The sequence below is a fragment of the Streptomyces sp. NBC_00029 genome (assembly GCF_045160505.1).
Taxonomy (GTDB): Bacteria; Actinomycetota; Actinomycetes; order Streptomycetales; family Streptomycetaceae; genus Streptomyces.
Genome location: NZ_CP108292.1, coordinates 7,188,108 through 7,204,403, shown reverse-complemented (window position 1 = coordinate 7,204,403; position 16,296 = coordinate 7,188,108). Strand labels below are relative to the sequence as shown.

15 protein-coding genes are annotated in these 16,296 nt (G+C 72.3%); 9 read left to right on the top strand and 6 right to left on the bottom strand.

Annotated elements, in window-relative coordinates:
* The first annotated feature begins 26 nt into the window (after positions 1-26).
* Together OG753_RS33335 and OG753_RS33330 are read left to right on the top strand one after the other, a co-directional pair.
* The gene (locus OG753_RS33335; RefSeq protein WP_327265318.1) at positions 27-644 is read left to right on the top strand and encodes an XRE family transcriptional regulator; all 618 of its coding nucleotides are present in this window, start codon (positions 27-29) and stop codon (positions 642-644) included.
* Positions 641-1,132, top strand: a complete 492-nt coding sequence (locus OG753_RS33330; RefSeq protein WP_405791210.1) for an NUDIX domain-containing protein — start codon at positions 641-643, stop codon at positions 1,130-1,132. The genes OG753_RS33335 and OG753_RS33330 overlap by 4 nt, the downstream gene beginning before the upstream one ends.
* Positions 1,133-1,177: 45 nt before the next feature.
* Here OG753_RS33330 and OG753_RS33325 read toward each other — a convergent pair whose 3' ends face one another.
* The 4 genes from OG753_RS33325 to OG753_RS33310 form a co-directional block, all read right to left on the bottom strand.
* Positions 1,178-1,840: a GPP34 family phosphoprotein gene (locus OG753_RS33325; RefSeq protein ID WP_405791209.1), complete on the bottom strand. Its 663-nt coding sequence runs from the start codon at positions 1,838-1,840 to the stop codon at positions 1,178-1,180.
* A gap of 111 nt (positions 1,841-1,951) precedes the next feature.
* A complete protein-coding gene (locus OG753_RS33320; protein WP_405791208.1) occupies positions 1,952-4,012 on the bottom strand; it encodes an MDR family MFS transporter in 2,061 nt (686 codons plus the stop codon).
* 72 nt (positions 4,013-4,084) lie between these two features.
* A complete protein-coding gene (locus OG753_RS33315) occupies positions 4,085-5,449 on the bottom strand; it encodes a 6-phospho-beta-glucosidase (protein WP_327265315.1) in 1,365 nt (454 codons plus the stop codon).
* 167 nt (positions 5,450-5,616) lie between these two features.
* Complete coding sequence (locus OG753_RS33310) at positions 5,617-6,489, bottom strand: helix-turn-helix domain-containing protein (RefSeq protein ID WP_327265314.1); 873 nt, start codon at positions 6,487-6,489, stop codon at positions 5,617-5,619.
* A gap of 334 nt (positions 6,490-6,823) precedes the next feature.
* On the opposite strand from OG753_RS33310, the gene OG753_RS33305 reads away from it, so the two are divergent.
* The 3 genes from OG753_RS33305 to OG753_RS33295 all read left to right on the top strand — a co-directional run bounded on the left by OG753_RS33305 (position 6,824) and on the right by OG753_RS33295 (position 9,281).
* Positions 6,824-7,492 (top strand): helix-turn-helix transcriptional regulator, encoded by a 669-nt coding sequence (locus OG753_RS33305; RefSeq protein ID WP_327265313.1) that lies wholly within the window; start codon positions 6,824-6,826, stop codon positions 7,490-7,492.
* Positions 7,493-7,557: 65 nt separating this feature from the next.
* Positions 7,558-8,115 (top strand): toxin-antitoxin system, toxin component, encoded by a 558-nt coding sequence (locus OG753_RS33300; RefSeq protein ID WP_327265312.1) that lies wholly within the window; start codon positions 7,558-7,560, stop codon positions 8,113-8,115.
* A complete protein-coding gene (locus OG753_RS33295) occupies positions 8,112-9,281 on the top strand; it encodes an MAB_1171c family putative transporter (RefSeq protein ID WP_327265311.1) in 1,170 nt (389 codons plus the stop codon). Before OG753_RS33300 ends, OG753_RS33295 begins: the two co-directional genes overlap by 4 nt.
* A gap of 83 nt (positions 9,282-9,364) precedes the next feature.
* Here the strand turns inward: OG753_RS33295 and OG753_RS33290 are convergent, their stop codons facing one another.
* Both OG753_RS33290 and OG753_RS33285 read right to left on the bottom strand, forming a co-directional pair.
* Positions 9,365-10,147, bottom strand: a complete 783-nt coding sequence (locus tag OG753_RS33290; protein WP_327265310.1) for a hypothetical protein — start codon at positions 10,145-10,147, stop codon at positions 9,365-9,367.
* Between the two features lie 52 nt (positions 10,148-10,199).
* On the bottom strand, positions 10,200-10,787 hold the full coding sequence (locus OG753_RS33285) for a hypothetical protein (protein WP_327265309.1): 588 nt from the start codon (positions 10,785-10,787) through the stop codon (positions 10,200-10,202).
* A 115-nt stretch (positions 10,788-10,902) separates the two neighbouring features.
* On the opposite strand from OG753_RS33285, the gene OG753_RS33280 reads away from it, so the two are divergent.
* The 4 genes from OG753_RS33280 (at position 10,903) to OG753_RS33265 (ending at position 16,295) form a co-directional block, all read left to right on the top strand.
* Entirely contained in the window at positions 10,903-12,573 is a 1,671-nt protein-coding gene (locus OG753_RS33280) for a serine/threonine-protein kinase (protein ID WP_405791207.1), read from the top strand.
* A gap of 118 nt (positions 12,574-12,691) precedes the next feature.
* Positions 12,692-14,278 (top strand): YfcC family protein, encoded by a 1,587-nt coding sequence (locus OG753_RS33275; protein WP_405791206.1) that lies wholly within the window; start codon positions 12,692-12,694, stop codon positions 14,276-14,278.
* Between the two features lie 59 nt (positions 14,279-14,337).
* The gene (locus OG753_RS33270) at positions 14,338-15,648 is read left to right on the top strand and encodes a sensor histidine kinase (RefSeq protein WP_405791205.1); all 1,311 of its coding nucleotides are present in this window, start codon (positions 14,338-14,340) and stop codon (positions 15,646-15,648) included.
* Entirely contained in the window at positions 15,636-16,295 is a 660-nt protein-coding gene (locus tag OG753_RS33265) for a response regulator (protein WP_405791204.1), read from the top strand. The genes OG753_RS33270 and OG753_RS33265 overlap by 13 nt, the downstream gene beginning before the upstream one ends.
* Position 16,296 lies beyond the last annotated feature (1 nt).

Below are 16,296 nucleotides of genomic sequence, written 5' to 3'. Positions count from 1 at the left end.
TTCTTGCCGAACCGGCAAATGGAGTCATGGCCACAGAGGAGCAGGACGAGGAACTCGCCGGGGTGCTCACCGCCGTGGGCCCGCGGCTGCGCGCGATGCGGCAGCAACGCGGCACCACGCTGGCCCAGCTCAGCGAGACCACCGGCATCTCGCTCTCGACCCTCTCCCGGCTGGAGTCCGGGCAGCGCAGGCCGACTCTGGAGCTGCTGCTTCCGCTGGCCAGGGCGCACCGGGTGGCGCTCGACGAGCTGGTCGGCGCCCCGGAGACCGGGGATCCCCGGATCCGCCCGCGCCCCTTCGTCCGGCACGGCAGCACCTACGTGCCGCTGACCCGGAACTTCGGCGGTGTGCACGCCTTCAAGCAGATCCTCCCGCCGCTCGACGGTCCGACGCCGGAACCGGAACTGCAGGTCCACGAGGGCTACGAGTGGCTGTACGTGCTCTCCGGACGCATCCGGCTGCTGCTCGGCGAGCACGATCTCGTGCTCGGCCCCGGCGAGGCCGCCGAGTTCGACACGCGCACCCCGCACGCCTTCTTCAACGCGGGTTCGCAGCCGGCGGAGTTTCTCAGCCTCTTCGGCCCCCAGGGCGAGCGGATCCATGTCAGGGCCCGGCCCACCACTCCCTCGGAAGGACGCCCATGACCAGCTCCGCCGAGCGCCCCGAACGGGCGGCTCCGCAGCCCCATGCCGTGGTCGGCGTCGGCGTCGTCGTCGTGGCCCCGGACGGCCGGGTGCTCCTCGGCCAGGCGCACGACGGCCGCTGGGAGCTGCCCGGCGGCAAGGTCGACCCCGGAGAGGGGTTCGAGCTGGCCGCCGCCCGGGAGCTCGCCGAGGAGACCGATCTGCGGGCGGACCCCGCGTCGATCCGCATCCTGTCCGTGCAGATCGAGGGTCAGGCCGGCCTGACCCGGCTGACGGCGGCTGCCGTCACGACCGCGGCGGAGGGCGTGCCCACCGTCACCGAGCCGCACAAGATCGCCCGCTGGGAGTGGTTCCTTCCCTCCGAGATCCCGACGGCCCTGTACGTCCCGTCGGCGGCCGTGCTGCACGCGTGGCGCCCGGACCTGGCACCGCCGCAGCACGTCCACTCGTACCACTACCCGGTCTCGAGCCCGGCTCCGGGCGCCTGAGCGCCCCGGCGCCCGAGTACCTCAGTACCCCGGCACCTCGGTGCCCTACGAGGTGGCCGTCAGGACCGTCACCGCGGTCACCGCCACCATCGCGGCCTGCATGTCGCGGATGGCGGTCCGGACGCTCTCGGCCGCCCACTGCCCGGCGGCTATCTCCGCCGTCCTCACGCTCACCTCGGCGGGCTTGCGGTCGGGGAAGGCGAGCCGGTGCAGCTTGGCCGAGTGGATCAGGGCGATCAGGCCGGCCGTGCGCTCGTCCGGCTCGGCGCCGTCCAGGACGACGCCCTGGAGCCGCTCGCGCAGGGCGCGCTCGACCGTTCCGTCGGCCTCCGGGTAGCGGCGTTGCGGGAACACGCCGAACACCTTGTGCACCTCCGCCACGACCAGCCCGCGCTCGCCCAGGCGCTCCAGGGCGGCTCCGACGGCCTTCGTCTGGTCCTTCGTCAGCCAGTCAGTCACCCGGCGCTTGCTGCGGCCCCGCAGCCAGGCCTCCATCAGCCGGATCCGGCCGTCCAGCAGTTGTTCCCCGGTCGGCCCGGTGTTCCTGAGCTCCAGGTACTTGCCCGAAACCGACACCCGCTCCGCCATGACGAGTTCGAGCAGGATCGCTCCCGCCACCGCCCAGCCCGCTGACTGCCGCTGGCGCGCCGCCCCGGACTCGTCGTCCAGGGACAGCAGCATGATCTCCTCGGCCAGTGTGATCCTCACGAGCGGCCCCCGTCGTCCGTCCGCCGTCCGGCGTCTGCCGGTCCGGCTGTCCTACTGCCTCGTGGGGAAGGACGAGCAAGGACCCCGCCGCGTTCCGTTCCGGGCCCGGGTCTACCGCCGCACCACCACTTTTGGCGCGAAGTTGCCGTCCCCCAGGTCCTCCGCGAGCAACCGCTTGGCGATCGCGTCCGCCGCGACCCGCAGCTCCTCGCTCCGCGGCCGTCCCCGGTCCTTCTCCAACTGGTCCTTGAGCCACTCGCCCCACGCCTTCGAGATGACGTCGGCCTCCCGCTGCCCGGCCGCGGTGAGGGTGAAGAAGCTGCCCTCGCGGCTGAGGAAGCCCTCGTCCGCCATCCGCTCGTAGACGGGGATCAGCACCTCCGGCGGCAGGGACCGGCGGCCTGCGATCAGTGGGAGGCTGGCATGGCCGATGGTCCGCGTCATCACGTCCACCTGCATCACCGCCCAGGCTCCCGCGATGTCCAGCCGGGTGTCGGAGGCCTCGACGATCCCCCGCGCCGTGTCCGCACCCATGTTCCGCACGAGTTTGCCGACGGCCAGCTCCAGCAGCTTGGCCGAATCCCCCGAGGCCGTGGCCGGTGAGCCGAAGCCGTCGCCCATGTCCGTGGACCCGGCCCGGGCGCTGTCGCGCAGCTTGACCTGCTTGAGGAAGAGCGCGACGACGAAGCCGAACACGGCGACCGGCACGGTGTACAGGAACACGGTCTGCAGGGCCTGCGCGTACGCGTCGATCACCGGGGCCGCAACTTCCGGATCGAGCCGGTGCACCCCTTCCGGGGTGGACGCGGCCCTGGCCAGCTGCTCCGGATCCTCCCCGGCGAGCCGCGCCGCCTCCGCGTACGCCGCCTCCAGCCCGGGCCCGAGGTGGTTCGCGTAGATCGTCCCGAAGACCGCCGTCCCGAAGGCGCTGCCGAGCGTACGGAAAAAGGTGACCCCGGAGGTGGCCGTGCCGAGGTCGGCGTAGTCGACGGTGTTCTGCACGGCGATGGTCAGCACCTGCATGGACAGGCCGATGCCCGTGCCGAGCACGAACATGTACAGCGATTCCAGCAGGGTGCTGGTCCCGTGGCCCATCAGCGACAGCAGGTACAGGCCGACGCCCATGACCGCGTTTCCGACGATCGGGAAGATCCGGTACCGGCCGGTCCTGCTCACCACGTTGCCGCTGAACACGGAGGCGATCAGCAGGCCGATGACCATGGGCAGGGTCCGCACGCCCGAGATCGTGGCCGAGTCCCCGTCGACGTACTGGAGGTAGGTCGGCAGGAAGGTCATCGCGCCGAGCATCGCGAATCCGACGACGAAGCTCAGGACCGAGCACACGGAGAAGACCGGATTGCGGAAGAGCCGCATCGGCAGCATCGGTTCCGCGGCGCGTGTCTCGGCCAGGCAGAACAACGCCAGCGCCACGGCGCCGCCCGCGAAGAGGGCGATGATTACCGGCGAGGTCCAGGCGTACTGGTTCCCGCCCCAGCTGGTGGCCAGGATCAGCGCGCTGGAGCCGACGGCGACCAGCGCGATGCCCAGGTAGTCGATGACCGGCTTGCCCGAGGCCCGGACCGCCGGGATCGTCTTCGCGGCCGCGACGACGACGAGGATCGCGATCGGGACGTTGACGTAGAAGCACCAGCGCCAGGTCAGCTGGTCGGTGAAGAACCCGCCGAGCAGCGGTCCGATGACGGTGGCGACCCCGAAGACGGCGCCGATCATGCCCTGGTACTTGCCGCGTTCGCGCAGGGGCACCACATCGGCGATCAGCGCCATGGCGGTGACCATCAGGCCGCCGGCTCCGATGCCCTGGACGCCGCGCCACACGATCAGGAAGGTCATGTTGCTGGACAGGCCGCACAGGAAGGAGCCGCTGATGAAGACGATGGCGGAGATCTGGAAGATCAGTTTCCGGCCGAAGAGGTCGCCGAACTTGCCGACCAGGACCGTCGCCACGGTCTCGGCGAGCAGGTAGGAGGTCACCACCCACGACATGTGGTCGCCGCCGCCCAGGTCCCCCACGATCGTGGGCAGCGCGGTCCCGACAATCGTCTGGTCGAGCGCAGCCAGCAGCACGCCGAGCATGATCGTGCCGAAGATGACGTTGCGCCGCCGCCGGTCGATCACGGGGGGCGCGGCGGCTTCGGCGGGGGCGGTGGTCACCCTCGCACTGTCACAGCGCGCCCGCCGCGGCGCATGCGGCGCTGCGCCGTCCGGGGGAACGGCCCTGCGGGATCAGCGCAGGTAGGCCAGCCCCGGGTGCTCCGCCGCATACCCGTCGAGCAGCCGCCGGGCCACGCCCACCGAGTCGACCAGCGGATGGAGGGCGAAGGCCTTGACCGCGTCGGCCCGCGAACCGCTCGCGGCCGCCGCCAGGACCTCCCGTTCGACCGCCTTGACCGACGTCACCAGACCCACGGCGTGCAGCGGGAGCTGCTCGACGCCGACCGGGTGGGCGCCGTTCGCGTCGACCAGACAGGGCACCTCGATGACGGCCTCGGCGTCGAGGACGGACAGCGTGGAGCCGTTGCGGACGTTGAGGATCAGCGTGGCCCGCTCGTCCCGGGCGATGGCCCGCATCAGTGCGAGCGCGACCTTCTCGTAGCCGCCGGATTCCAGGTCGCTCTCGTCGCGCTCGCCGACGCCCGCCGCCTCGCGGTTCTCGGCCATGTACGTGGCCTCGCGCTCGGCCCGGGTACGGTCCCAGGCGGCCAGCGCCGCCCCGGCCGGCGCACCGGCCCGGCCCGCCTCGGCGTAGAAGCCGCGCTGCTGGTCGCGCAGGAAGGCACCGCGGGTCTGCTCGGCCTCCTGGTATGCCCGTACGGTGTCACGGTTGAAGTAGTAGTAGTGCAGGTACTCGTTGGGGATCGCGCCGAGCGAGCGCAACCAGTCGGCCCCGAAGAGCCGGCCCTCCTCGAAGGACTCCAGCGCCTCGGAATCGGCCAGCAGCCGGGGCAGCTCGTCCCGGCCGCCGATGCGCAGCCCGCGGACCCAGCCCAGGTGGTTGAGGCCGACGTAGTCGATCCAGGCCTCCTGCGGGCGGGCGCCCAGCAGCCGGGCGATGCGCCGGCCCAGGCCCACGGGGGAATCGCAGATGCCGATCACCCGTCCGCCGAGTTCCTCGGCCATCGCCTCGGTGACCAGCCCGGCCGGGTTGGTGAAGTTGATGACCCACGCCCCGGGGGCGCTGCGGGCGATCCTGCGGGCGAGCTCACGGGCCACCGGCACGGTCCGCAGGCCGTACGCGACCCCGCCCGCGCCCACCGTCTCCTGGCCGAGGACTCCTTCCGCCAGGGCGATCCGCTCGTCCGCGGCGCGCCCTTCCAGGCCACCGACGCGGATGGCGGAAAAGACGAAATCGGCCCCGCGCAGGGCTTCTTCGAGGTCCCCGGTGGCGGTGACGGCCGGGGCGCCGCCCGTTGCCGGGTCGTCGGCAGCGGCGGCCTGGTCCCGGAGCACCCGGGCCATGGCAGTGAGCCGCGCCGGGTCCTCGTCGTACAGCGTCACATGGGACACCCGGCCCTCGGCACGGTCGCCGAGCAGGGCTCCGTAGACGAGAGGTACCCGGAATCCGCCTCCGCCGAGGATCGTCAGCCGCACGCCCTACCGCCTTTCGCCAGTGCAGATCCCGTTGCCGGTGCCACCGCCGTGGTGGCAGGCGCACGATCGGTGCCACGAACGCCGCCACGATCGGTGACACGATCGGCCACGATCGGGGGCACGCGAGCCACGGCACACGTCCGCCGGCACCAGTCTGCCCCGGTCGGTCACTCCACCGGCGACGGCACGGCGCGCAGCCTGGCGCCCTGCTGGTGCGCGAAGCCCCCGCCGCCCTGCACGGGACCCCTCGGCGCACCCGCCGGCGTCGAGAGGACCAGCGTGATCCGGGTCAGTCCCATCTCACCCAGCATCCGACTGGTCTCGGCCACCATCCGGCAGCGCACCAGCCCCCACCGCGGGTCGGGGTGGCGCACCGTGCGCACCGCTCCGTCCAGTTCGGCGGCATCGGTCCCGTGCGTGCTCAGCCAGTGGGGCACCCCGTACCGGTAGGCGGCCTCCATGAACGGGTCACGGGCCACCTCCTGGCGGATGCTGCGCAGTCCCTCGTCCTCGGGGGCCCCGGCCAGCGCGGTCGCGAACTGGGCCAGCAGCGGTACGCACCAGGCCGGTTCGTGGTCCTCCAGCACGGCCGCGGCGTCCGGGTGGAACAGCACGAAGCGCAGGAAGTTGTCGTCCGGCAGGGCCGTCGGGTGCGGCCGTACGGACTGGAAGAGCTGGTCGAAGGCCGAGTTGGTCAGGGCCACGTCCCAGCGGTGGTCCACCAGGAAGCTCGGGTAGGGCACGGACTCCATGAGGGCCGCGTAGTCGCACAGGTAGTCGCGCTGCGCCGGATCCTCGGGCAGCCGGTTCTCCTCGGCGGCGCGCCACGTGGGCGGCGGGTCACGGTCGACCATGACGCGGAACAGCCAGAAGCACTGCCGCTCGCTCATCTCCAAGGCCTCGGCCAGGGCGAGGAGTTTGCGGTCCGTCCACTCCTTGACAAGACCTCTTTCCCAGTTCCCGTACGCGCGCACACTGATGCGCAGGCGGGCGGCGAGGTCTTCCTGGCTCAGTCCCAGCTCCTCGCGGCGCTGGCGCAAAATCTCCTTGCGTCGCTCCGACCGCACGGCGCCGCGGGTGGATTCCTCGCCCGCCAGACGCTCTTCACCGGCTCGGGCGAGTCCATCGGACGGGCCCACCGCTGCGAGATGTGGCACTGAGAGCTCCCCCTCCTCCGGTATGGATCTTCATTTCCGTGTGGCGATCCTGCTACCGACTTCATTCGAGTGTCAACTATTGTGGCAATTCCAGCCTCTTGACAGCTCATTCCCGCCACAGCTGTGGCACGTTCTAGCCCTTCCGGGCGAGAGCGGCTAGATTCCAGAAGCCGACCATGTGCCCATACCGACTTCGCGCGATCTAGGAGAACCACTGGTGACAGACGGCTTCCCGGCTCCCGTCGCGGTAGCCAACGCACCCCTGGCAGCCACCATCACGCGTGTCGCCGAACTCGCGGGCAAGATGGGCCGTGATCTGAACCAGGTCTTCGACCTGCGGCGGCTCTCCGAGGCCTCCGGCGTACCCACGGACGTGGTCAGGACCCTGCTCGACGGCAGGCCGGCCGGCGAACCCGATCTGCAGACCCGGTTCCTCCAGCGTCTCGACCTGCTCCGGCGGACACGTGTCAAGCCGAACGGTCGCCGCTACACGCAGCAGGAGATCGCGGACGGCGCCGGCATGTCGCGGCAGCAGGCCGGGGCACTGATCAACGGCGACCGGCGTCCCACCATGGAACACTGCGACGCGATCCAGCGGTTCTTCGGAGTGCACGCCGGGTTCCTCACGGCGCACGACTCGGACGCCCTCACGGACGCCCTCCAGCGGACCGAGCAACAGCTGCTCCAGGACTTCGCGGGGCGGGCGCGGGAAACCGTACCGTCCTCGGGCGCATCGGCGGGCGATCCACTGGCAAGACTCCTCCAGAACCACGGTGTACGGGGCATCGCGTGGCGCGCCGCCCAACTGCCCAGCGACAAGCACCGGGACAAGGTGACCGAATGGCTGGACATGCTCCTCGAAAGCGTCAAACCGAACGAATCCTGACCCAGTCGAAAGTCTGGGTCTGATCCTTTGAGTCCTGATCCGGATCCGCGCCGACGGGGAGAACGGTGAGCATAGGCAGAGAGCAGCGGCGGTTGTGCGGGGAGCTGGTGGCCGGCATCCGGCTGACCGCCCCCGTGGAACCCGTGGACCTCTACGCTGCCCTCTGCGAGGGCATGAGCAGACACCGCGGCCGCCGGGTGGACTTCAGAATGGCCTCGTTCCCTCCGCGGACGGCCAGCGGCCTGTGGCTCGACATGGCGGACCGCGATCTCGTGGTCATCGAGGAACGCACCGCGCCGGACCACCAGTTGGTGATCCTGGGCCACGAGCTGTGGCACATGAAGGCCGGCCACTGCAGTCACCACGTCGACGGCGCCGCCGTCGCTGCGCGGTTGCTGACGGACGAGGCCGACATCGGCGAGACGGTCCGCCGCGTCGCCGCGCGCACGCGCGCCGACGTCCAGGAGGAGACCGAGGCCGAAACCTTCGGCTTACTGCTGGGCAGTCGTTGTCGGAACTGGCTCGCCGGATCGGCGAGCCACCGGGCTCCGGTCCAGCGCGATCAATTGGCAGGCCGGATCGAGGCCTCGCTGGGCTACCGGGGGCACAGGAAAGACCGTTGAACGGCGAGGACTACTACATACCGGCGGCCGCGATGGCGATCTCACTCGCCTTCAAACTGCCCGCCCTGCGGCACAACTGGCGCGACCCGCTCCTGCGGTCCGTCGTCGCCCTGCTGACCCTGGCCGGAGCGGTGTTCGCCTTCGCCGCCCCGCCCACCATCGCGGCGGTCAACCGCTGGACCGGGATCGTGAACGTCTCGGCCCCCCTGGTGTACTGCCTGATCACCGCGTTCAGCGCCTCCTGCCTCGTGCTGATGGTCAACTGGCGGGGCGGACCGCCCGAGCAGACCCGGCGCGTATCGCGCCGCTGGATCCTGGGCTACAGCGTGGTGATCGTGGCCCTGGTCGTGCTCTTCATCCTCGGCGAGACCCCGGTGGAGCGGCTGCGCGACTTCGACACCTACTACGCGAACACGCCCTACATCGGCCAGATGATCGCCCTCTACCTGCTGGCGCACCACGTGGCCGCGGTGGTGATGGTGGTCCTGTGCTGGCGCTGGTCGCTGCAGGTGCGCGGCTGGCTCCGGGTCGGCCTCATGATCATCGTCTCCGGATACATCTTCAACCTCGCCTACGACGCCACCAAGATCTCCGCGGTCGTCGCCCGCTGGTTCGACCACAACCTCGACGACCTCAGCACCTTCGTCGCTCCGCCGCTCGCCGCCCTCGGGGCGCTGATCAGCGCGATGGGCTTCGTGGTCCCGCTCGTCTGCCAGCGCCTGTCGGACCACTGGCAGACCTGGGCGACGTACCGCCAGCTCGGCCCGCTCTGGCAGGAGGTGCAGATCTCCGCGCCCAGCGGCACGCCCTCCGTGCAGATGGCCTGGTGGTCCGCGGCGGAGCTGCGGGTGATCCAGCGCGAGTCGGACATCCACGACGGCTTCCTGCACCTCGGCCCGTACTTCGACAAGGGCCTGCGCGACGACGCCTACGAGAGCGCCGTCGCCGGTGGCGCCGACGAGGACGCGGCCCGCGCGGTCGCCGACGCCGCCATGGTCGCGGCCGCCGTGCGGGCCCGGTCCGCAGACCCCGACGGAAAGATCATCGGGGAGGACGAGGAGACCCTCCTCGACACAGCCGACGGTCCGCGCGACCTCCTGCGGATCTCCCACGCGCTGCGGCATTCACCGGTGGTGCAGGCGCTCCGGCGACAGGTCACGGTGTAGCGGCGAGCCCGTACCGGCCGGCGTGTACCGGCCGGCGTGTACCGGCGAAAGGCGTGCGGCCCGGCGTGCGGGCCGGGCTTGGTTCAGCGGAGGCCGGCCGCCACCGTTGCGGACGCCGGGAACAGGTCCTGGAACGGTGCGGCCGAGTCGATCCCGTCCCGCCCGTACGGCGCGTCGAAGCTCCACACCATGAAGAGCAGGAACACGATCAACGCGCTGAACAGTCCGGCGAGCAGCAACTCCCGCCCGGAGCGCCGGATCTGCAGGGTGAAGATCAGCCCGACCGTGACCACCCCGCCGACCAGCAGACCGAACCACACCACGCCCGGCAGCGTGGACTCGGAGCTCTGCATCCGCGAGTGACGCGCGTCGTCGGCGGCGGCGATGTGGTCCAGCAGCGGCTGATAGGCCTGCGCCTGCAGCTCGGTGGCCGGGCTCTGGTGCGTGACGTCGCTGCGCAGCTTGCCGAGCAGGGCGCCGCCCTCGGCCGAGGCGCCGTCGCCGGAGGTCAGCAGCGGCCAGTCCACGGCGACGGTGTGCGAGACGTACGCGTCCACCTCGCCCCGGATCCGGTCGCGGACCGCCGCGGGGTAGACGTCGGCGCGCTGGGTGACCTCGTACAGGGCCTGGGCCTCGCGGCGCACGCTGTCCTCGGCGGCGCCGCGCGCCTCCCAGACGCCCGCGATGGCCAGACCCAGGACGATCGCGTAGACCACACCCACCATCATCGTCATGTACTCGATGACATCGGGGGTTTCGCTGGTGTCCTCGTCGTCGGCGGCCCGGCGGTGCCGGATCGCGGTGATGGCGAGGACGACGGCGCAGACGAGCGCCATGGCGACGGCCAGGACCAGCCATTCGGACACGTGGATTCTCCCGGTGTGGATCGGTGGATGGGGTACGAGGGGGCGGCGGCGGTCAGCCGCGGCTCTTGGAGCGTGGGCGCAGGGCGGCGGCGGCGAGTACGGCCGGGGTGGTGACGACGACCATGAGCATCACGGTGGACATCCCGCCCGGGCCGCGCCGCTCCAGGGCCACCGAGCGGTACGGACGCACGTGGAAGGCGCTCACCCGTGCGACGGCGGCCCCGGCCACGGGCGGGGCGGGCGCTTCGGCCGACGCCGGGACGCTGTCGCCCCCGGGACCCGGCGCGGGCCCCGGCGGCTCCGGCTCCCCGGCCCCTGCCTCCGCGGAAGGCCCCACCGCCGCCCGCTGCTGCGGCCGCTCCGGCTCCGCGGGCGGCGCGGGCCGTGCGGGCGGCGTGGCCGATGCCGCGGGCCGCCCCGGGTGACGCACGGTCGGCCGGTCGGCGCCGGGCACGGCCGCCCGTACCGAGGGCTGCCCGGCCGGCGGCCGGAAGACCGGCCTGCCCGGCCGCCCGGCCGGCACGCACAGCTCGACACGGGCTCCGCGGCCGTTGCCGTCACCCGCGACCGCCACGTGGCCGTGCAGCGGACAGAGCGCCGCCACCAGGCCCGCCCCGGCGAAGTACTGCCAAGCGGTCACCGCGCGCCTCCCGAATTCCGCAGCAGATGTAAGGGCTACCGCTGAAGAAACGATCAAGGAGCGGGTTCGACACGCCGCGAACGGGTGCCCCTCGCGGATGCGGCATGATGTCGCCATGGGGACCGAGGGGACGGACGCCCGTCTGATCGCAGGGCGTTACCGCCTGGACGCCCGGCTCGGCCGCGGTGGCATGGGCATCGTGTGGCGCGCCACGGACCAGCTGCTCGGCCGCAGCGTCGCCGTCAAGGAGGTCGCGCTCGACCCCGCGCTGTCCGCGGACGAGGCCCGGCAGCAGCGTGAGCGCACGCTCCGCGAGGCACGGGCGGCCGCGCAGCTCAAGCACCCCCACATCATCGTGGTGCACGACATCGTGGAGGACGGCGAACTCCCGTACATCGTCATGGAACTGGTCGAGGGCGGCTCCCTCGCCGACCGGCTCTCCCGCACCGGCCCGGTGGACCTCGCCGAGGCGGCCCGGATCGGGATCGCACTGATCGGCGCCCTGCGCACGGCGCACGCGGCCGGGGTGCTGCACCGGGACATCAAGCCGGCGAACGTCCTGCTGGAGGCGCCGGGCGGGCGGCCCGTGCTGACCGACTTCGGCATCGCGCAGGTGTCGGGCGCGACGACGCTGACCACCACCGGGTCCTTCGTCGGATCCCCCGAATACACCGCGCCCGAAAGGATGTCGGGGCAGACGAAGTCGGGCCCCGAGGCCGATCTGTGGTCCCTGGGTGCCCTGCTGTGCGCGGCCCTCAGCGGCACCTCGCCGTTCCGGCGGGACTCGCTCGGCGGGATCCTGCACGCGGTGGTCTTCGACGAGATCCGGCCGCCCGAGGCGTGCGGCCCGCTTCTGCCGGTGGTGCGGGGACTGCTGGAGCGCGATCCCGCCGAGCGGCTCGGCGCCGAGCGGGCGGAGCAGCTGCTGCGGGCCGCCGCTCAGGCGGCGGCCCCGGACGCGCCGACGCAGCACACCCCCGCCGAGCACACCCCGACGCGGCGCGGCGCGACCGGGCCCGGGCCCGGGCCCGCACCGGCGTCCCTGTCCGCGCCGACCCCCGTATCGGCGCCCGCGTCCCCGCCCGTGCCCGCACCCGGGAAGCGGCGGCCGTGGGCGGCGCTGTTCGCCGCCGTCCTGGTGGCCGCGTTCGCCGGGGCGGGCGTGTCCGCCGCACTGCTCATGAACGACGACAAGCACGGCGGGCAGACGTCCACGAGCGGAGCGGCCGCCGGCCCGACCACCCCCGCCGACGCGGCCGGCCCCGCGTCCACGCCCGCACCCGCTCCGGCCGCCGGTACGGCCTCCTCCCCCTCCTCCTCGGCCGACGGCAAGGGCGCCGCCCCCGCCGGTTACCGCCTCGTCAAGGACCCGGAGGGATTCTCGCTCGCCGTCCCCCTCGGCTTCACGCGCAAGGTGGAGGGGTCCCGGATCTTCTACATGTCGCCCGGTGAGACCTTCCGCATCGGCATCAAGGTCGCGGAGCCCGAGTCCGGTGGGCCGGTCGCCGTCCACCGGCGCGCCCACGCCGACGGCCCGTCGAACAACCCCGGTTACCGTGACGCCGAGGTCGTGCCCACCTCCCAGGGCGGCCGGCCGGCCGCCCTGTGGCTGTTCACCTGGGACGGCTTCTCCACGGCCGAGGGCCCCCGCCACACCCGCGACCTGTGCTGGGAGGAGGGCGGCCGGCTGTACGACGTGTGGGTGTCCTCGCCGGTGCGCCGGAGCGAAGAGGCCCGCGGCCACTTCGACACCGCGGTGCGGACCTTCGTACGCACCGACGGCTGAACGACGTCACCGCTCGCCACGGCGCGCGTCTGCGCGCCCGGTTCACCCGTAGGGCGCATTCCACGGCGGCGCCCGCCCCTCCCGCGCTCCATGATCGGAGGGGCGGACCCTCACAGGGATGGTGGCGGATGGAACCGGACAGCCGGGGCACGCGTTGAGCACCGCTCCGCCGCCTCCCGCCGCTCCGGCCCCGCCCCCGCCCGCGGCCCCGCAGGAGCCCGTCGGCAAGGGGTTCGCCTTTCCGAGCGCGCTGACCGTCCTGGCCATCGTCACGGTGGCCGTCTGGCTGCTGGCCTTCCTCGTCCCGGCCGGCCAGTACGAGCGCGACGAGCGCGGGGCCCCCGTCTCCGGCACCTACCGCCAGGTCGAGGACGGCCGCAGCTTCACCGACCGCCTGAACGACCTCTTCCTCGCCCCCGTCAACGGGCTCTACGGCATCCGGGACGAGAAGACCGGCGAGGTCGGCCCCGCCTTCAGCGGCGACCTGTACGGCAGCGCGGGCGTCTTCCTCTTCGTCCTCGCCATCGGCGCCTTCATCACCGTCGTCTTCGCCACCGGCGCCCTCGACCGCGGTATCGCCCGCCTCGCCCACCGGCTGCGCCGGCGCGGCGCCCTGCTGATCGCCGCCGTGATGCTGGTGTTCTCCGTCCTCGGCACCGTCGAGGGCTTCGCGGAGGAGACCCTCGGCTTCTACGGCCTGCTGGTGCCGATGATGCTGGCCCTCGGCTACGACCGGATGGTCGCCGTCGGAGCGGCCATCCTCGGCGCGGGGATCGGCGTCCTGTGCTCCACCGTGAACCCCTTCGCGACCGGTGTGGCCTCGGCGGCCGCCGACATCTCGCTGGGCGACGGCATCGCCCTGCGCTTCGTGATGTGGGTGGTCCTGACGACCGTCACCATCCTCTACGTCGTCCGGTACGCGAAGCGCGTCGAGAAGGACCCGGCCAAGTCCCTGTGCGGCTTCCTCCCGGGCGACCGGGAACACCGGGCGACGGGATCCGACGAGGTCGCACCGGAACTGACGCGCCTGCACCGGACGGTGCTGGTCCTGCTCGCCCTGGTCTTCGGCTTCATGATCTTCTCGGTGGTCCCCTGGGCGGGCGCGCTCACCGGCGAGGCGGAGGCGGTTCCGTACTCCTGGGAGCTGGGCTGGTCCTTCCCGGAACTCTCCGCGCTGTTCCTGTGCGCGGCGGTGCTCGTGGGTCTGGTGGCACGGATGGGAGAGGCGGAGATCAGCTCCACGATCATCCGGGGCGCCGCCGATTTCATGGCGCCGGCGCTGGTCATCATGCTGGCGCGCGGGGTCACGGTCATCATGAACAACTCCAGGATCACCGACACCGTCCTGCATTCGATCGAGGACGTGGTGAAGGGGACCTCGTCCTCGCTCTTCGCAGTGATCGTCTTCCTGGTCAACCTCCCACTGGCCTTCCTGATCCCCTCCACCTCGGGCCACGCCACCCTCGTCATGCCCATCCTGGCCCCGCTCGCCGACTTCGCGGGCGTCTCCCGGGCGCTGGCGGTCACGGCCTGGCAGTCGGCCAGCGGCTGGATGAACCTGTGGGTGCCCACCTCGGCCGTGACCATCGGCGGCGTCGCCCTGGCCAAGGTCGGCTACGACAAGTACCTGCGCTTCGTCTGGCCCCTGCTGGCCGTCCTGCTCGTGCTGATCTGCGGCTTCCTGGCTCTGGGCGCAGCCATGTGAGGACCTGTCACCGACCCCACCGGGGTCACGAACGGACGCCTCGCCTAGGCTGGGCGGACATGTCCGACGACCTGCCCCTCGCCGATCCGCCCGCCGCACCGCCGGTGGCCGTCCTCGCGGCGATACGCCGGCCGCTGCGGTTCATCGGCTCGTGGTGGCCCTGGCGGTGCTGGGCGTACCTGGGCAGCGGGCTCCTCGTCGGCTATCCCGTATGCGTCGTCCTCGTACTGCTCGTCGGCTTCGGGGTGGCACTGGCGGTCGTCGGGATCGGCCTGCTGCTCCTGGTCGGCGCCGTCGTCGCAGGCGTGCCGCTGGGGGCGCTGGAGCGGTGGCGGCTGCGGTGGGTGGAGCCCGTGCCCGTACCGGATCCGCACACTTCCCTGGCCGGTGCCGGGCCCGCGGCCTGGCTGCGTACCCGGCTCCGGGAACGGGCCACCTGGCGGGAGTTCGCGTACGCCGCCCTGCTCGGACCTGCCTTCGGGGCGGCCGGGTTCGCGGTGCTCACGCTGCTCGCCTTCTCCCTGATCCTGGTCGCGGCCCCGGGCATCGTCCTGGCCCTTGCCCCGGAACACGTGATGCTGATCCCCGGCAGGCCGGTCTCCGGACCACTGGAGGCCCTCGGCGGCACGGCCGTCGGCCTGGCCGGGCTGCTGGTGGCGGCGTACGCGGGCGCCCTGCTGGCCGGGGCCCAGGTGAGGACCGCCCGCGTGCTGCTCGGACCACGTGTGGAATCCGACCGGATCCTGGAGCTGACCCGCTCCCGGGTCCGTCTCGTCGACGCCTTCGAGGCCGAACGGCGGCGCATCGAACGGGATCTGCACGACGGCGCGCAGCAGCAGCTGGTCGCGCTCAGCATGACCCTGGGCCTCGCCGAGATGGAACTGCGCGGGATCCCGCAGGCGGCCGCGGCCACCGCGCTGGTGTCCCGGGGCCGCGGCGAGGCCAAGGTCGCCCTGGAGCAACTGCGCGATCTCGTCAGGGGGATCCACCCGCAGGTCCTGACCGACCACGGGCTCGCGGCAGCCGTGGCCGAGGTGGCGCTGCGCCATCCCGTACCGGTGACCGTGGACCTCGACGTGCCCCGGCTGGACGAGTCGGTGGAGGTCACGGCGTACTTCACCGTCACCGAGGCGCTGGCCAACGCGGCCAAGCACAGTGGTGCCTCGCGCGTCGCCGTCGTCGGCAGGGTCGAGGGTGACCGGCTCACCCTCACCGTCACCGACGACGGCCGCGGCGGCGCCGACCCCGGCGCGGGGGCGGGTCTTGCAGGACTCGCGGACAGGGTCGCGATGCTGAAGGGCAGGCTCGTGGTGTCCAGTCCGGTGGGCGGACCCACCCGGCTCCGGGTGGAGGTGCCGTGCTCCGGCTGATCCTCGCCGAGGACTCGGTGCTGCTGCGTGCGGGGCTGACGGAACTGCTCACCCGCGGCGGCCATCAGGTCCTCGCTGCCGTCGGCAGCTCCGAGGAGCTCGTTCGGGCGGTGGAGGCGCAGCGGCCGGACGTCGTCGTCACCGATGTGCGGATGCCGCCCGGCTTTCGCGACGAAGGCCTGCGGGCGGCACTCGAACTCCGATCCCGGGACGCCTCGTTGCCCGTGCTCGTGCTCTCGCAGTACGTGGCCACGGCCTACGCCGCCCAGCTGCTCACCGGCGCCTCCACGGCCGGGCTGGGCTACCTCCTCAAGGACCGTGTGGGCGAGGTGGCCGAATTCCTCGACGCCCTGCAGCAGGTCGCCGACGGCCGGACGGTCATCGACCCGGAGGTGGTACGGGTCCTGCTCAGCCGGCAGACCGAGGAGCGGCCGCTGGCCCGGCTGACGCCGCGGGAGCGGGAGGTGCTCACGCTGATGGCCTCGGGCCTCAACAACCAGGCCTTGGCGGCACGGCTGTTCATCAGCGAGGCCGCCGTCGTCAAACACGCCTCCAGCATCTTCATGAAGCTCGACCTCGACGCCACCGAGGGCAACCGCCGGGTCCTGGCGGTCCTCGCCCACCTGCGGGGCGCGGAGCCGGCGTGAC

What these genes read in the sequence shown, in the direction of transcription:
- OG753_RS33335 (WP_327265318.1), top strand. Translation starts at nt 27, where the DNA reads ATGGCCACAGAGGAGCAGGACGAGGAACTCGCCGGGGTGCTCACCGCC.
- OG753_RS33330 (WP_405791210.1), top strand. Translation starts at nt 641, where the DNA reads ATGACCAGCTCCGCCGAGCGCCCCGAACGGGCGGCTCCGCAGCCCCAT.
- OG753_RS33280 (WP_405791207.1), top strand. Translation starts at nt 10,903, where the DNA reads ATGGGGACCGAGGGGACGGACGCCCGTCTGATCGCAGGGCGTTACCGC.
- OG753_RS33275 (WP_405791206.1), top strand. Translation starts at nt 12,692, where the DNA reads ATGGTGGCGGATGGAACCGGACAGCCGGGGCACGCGTTGAGCACCGCT.
- OG753_RS33270 (WP_405791205.1), top strand. Translation starts at nt 14,338, where the DNA reads ATGTCCGACGACCTGCCCCTCGCCGATCCGCCCGCCGCACCGCCGGTG.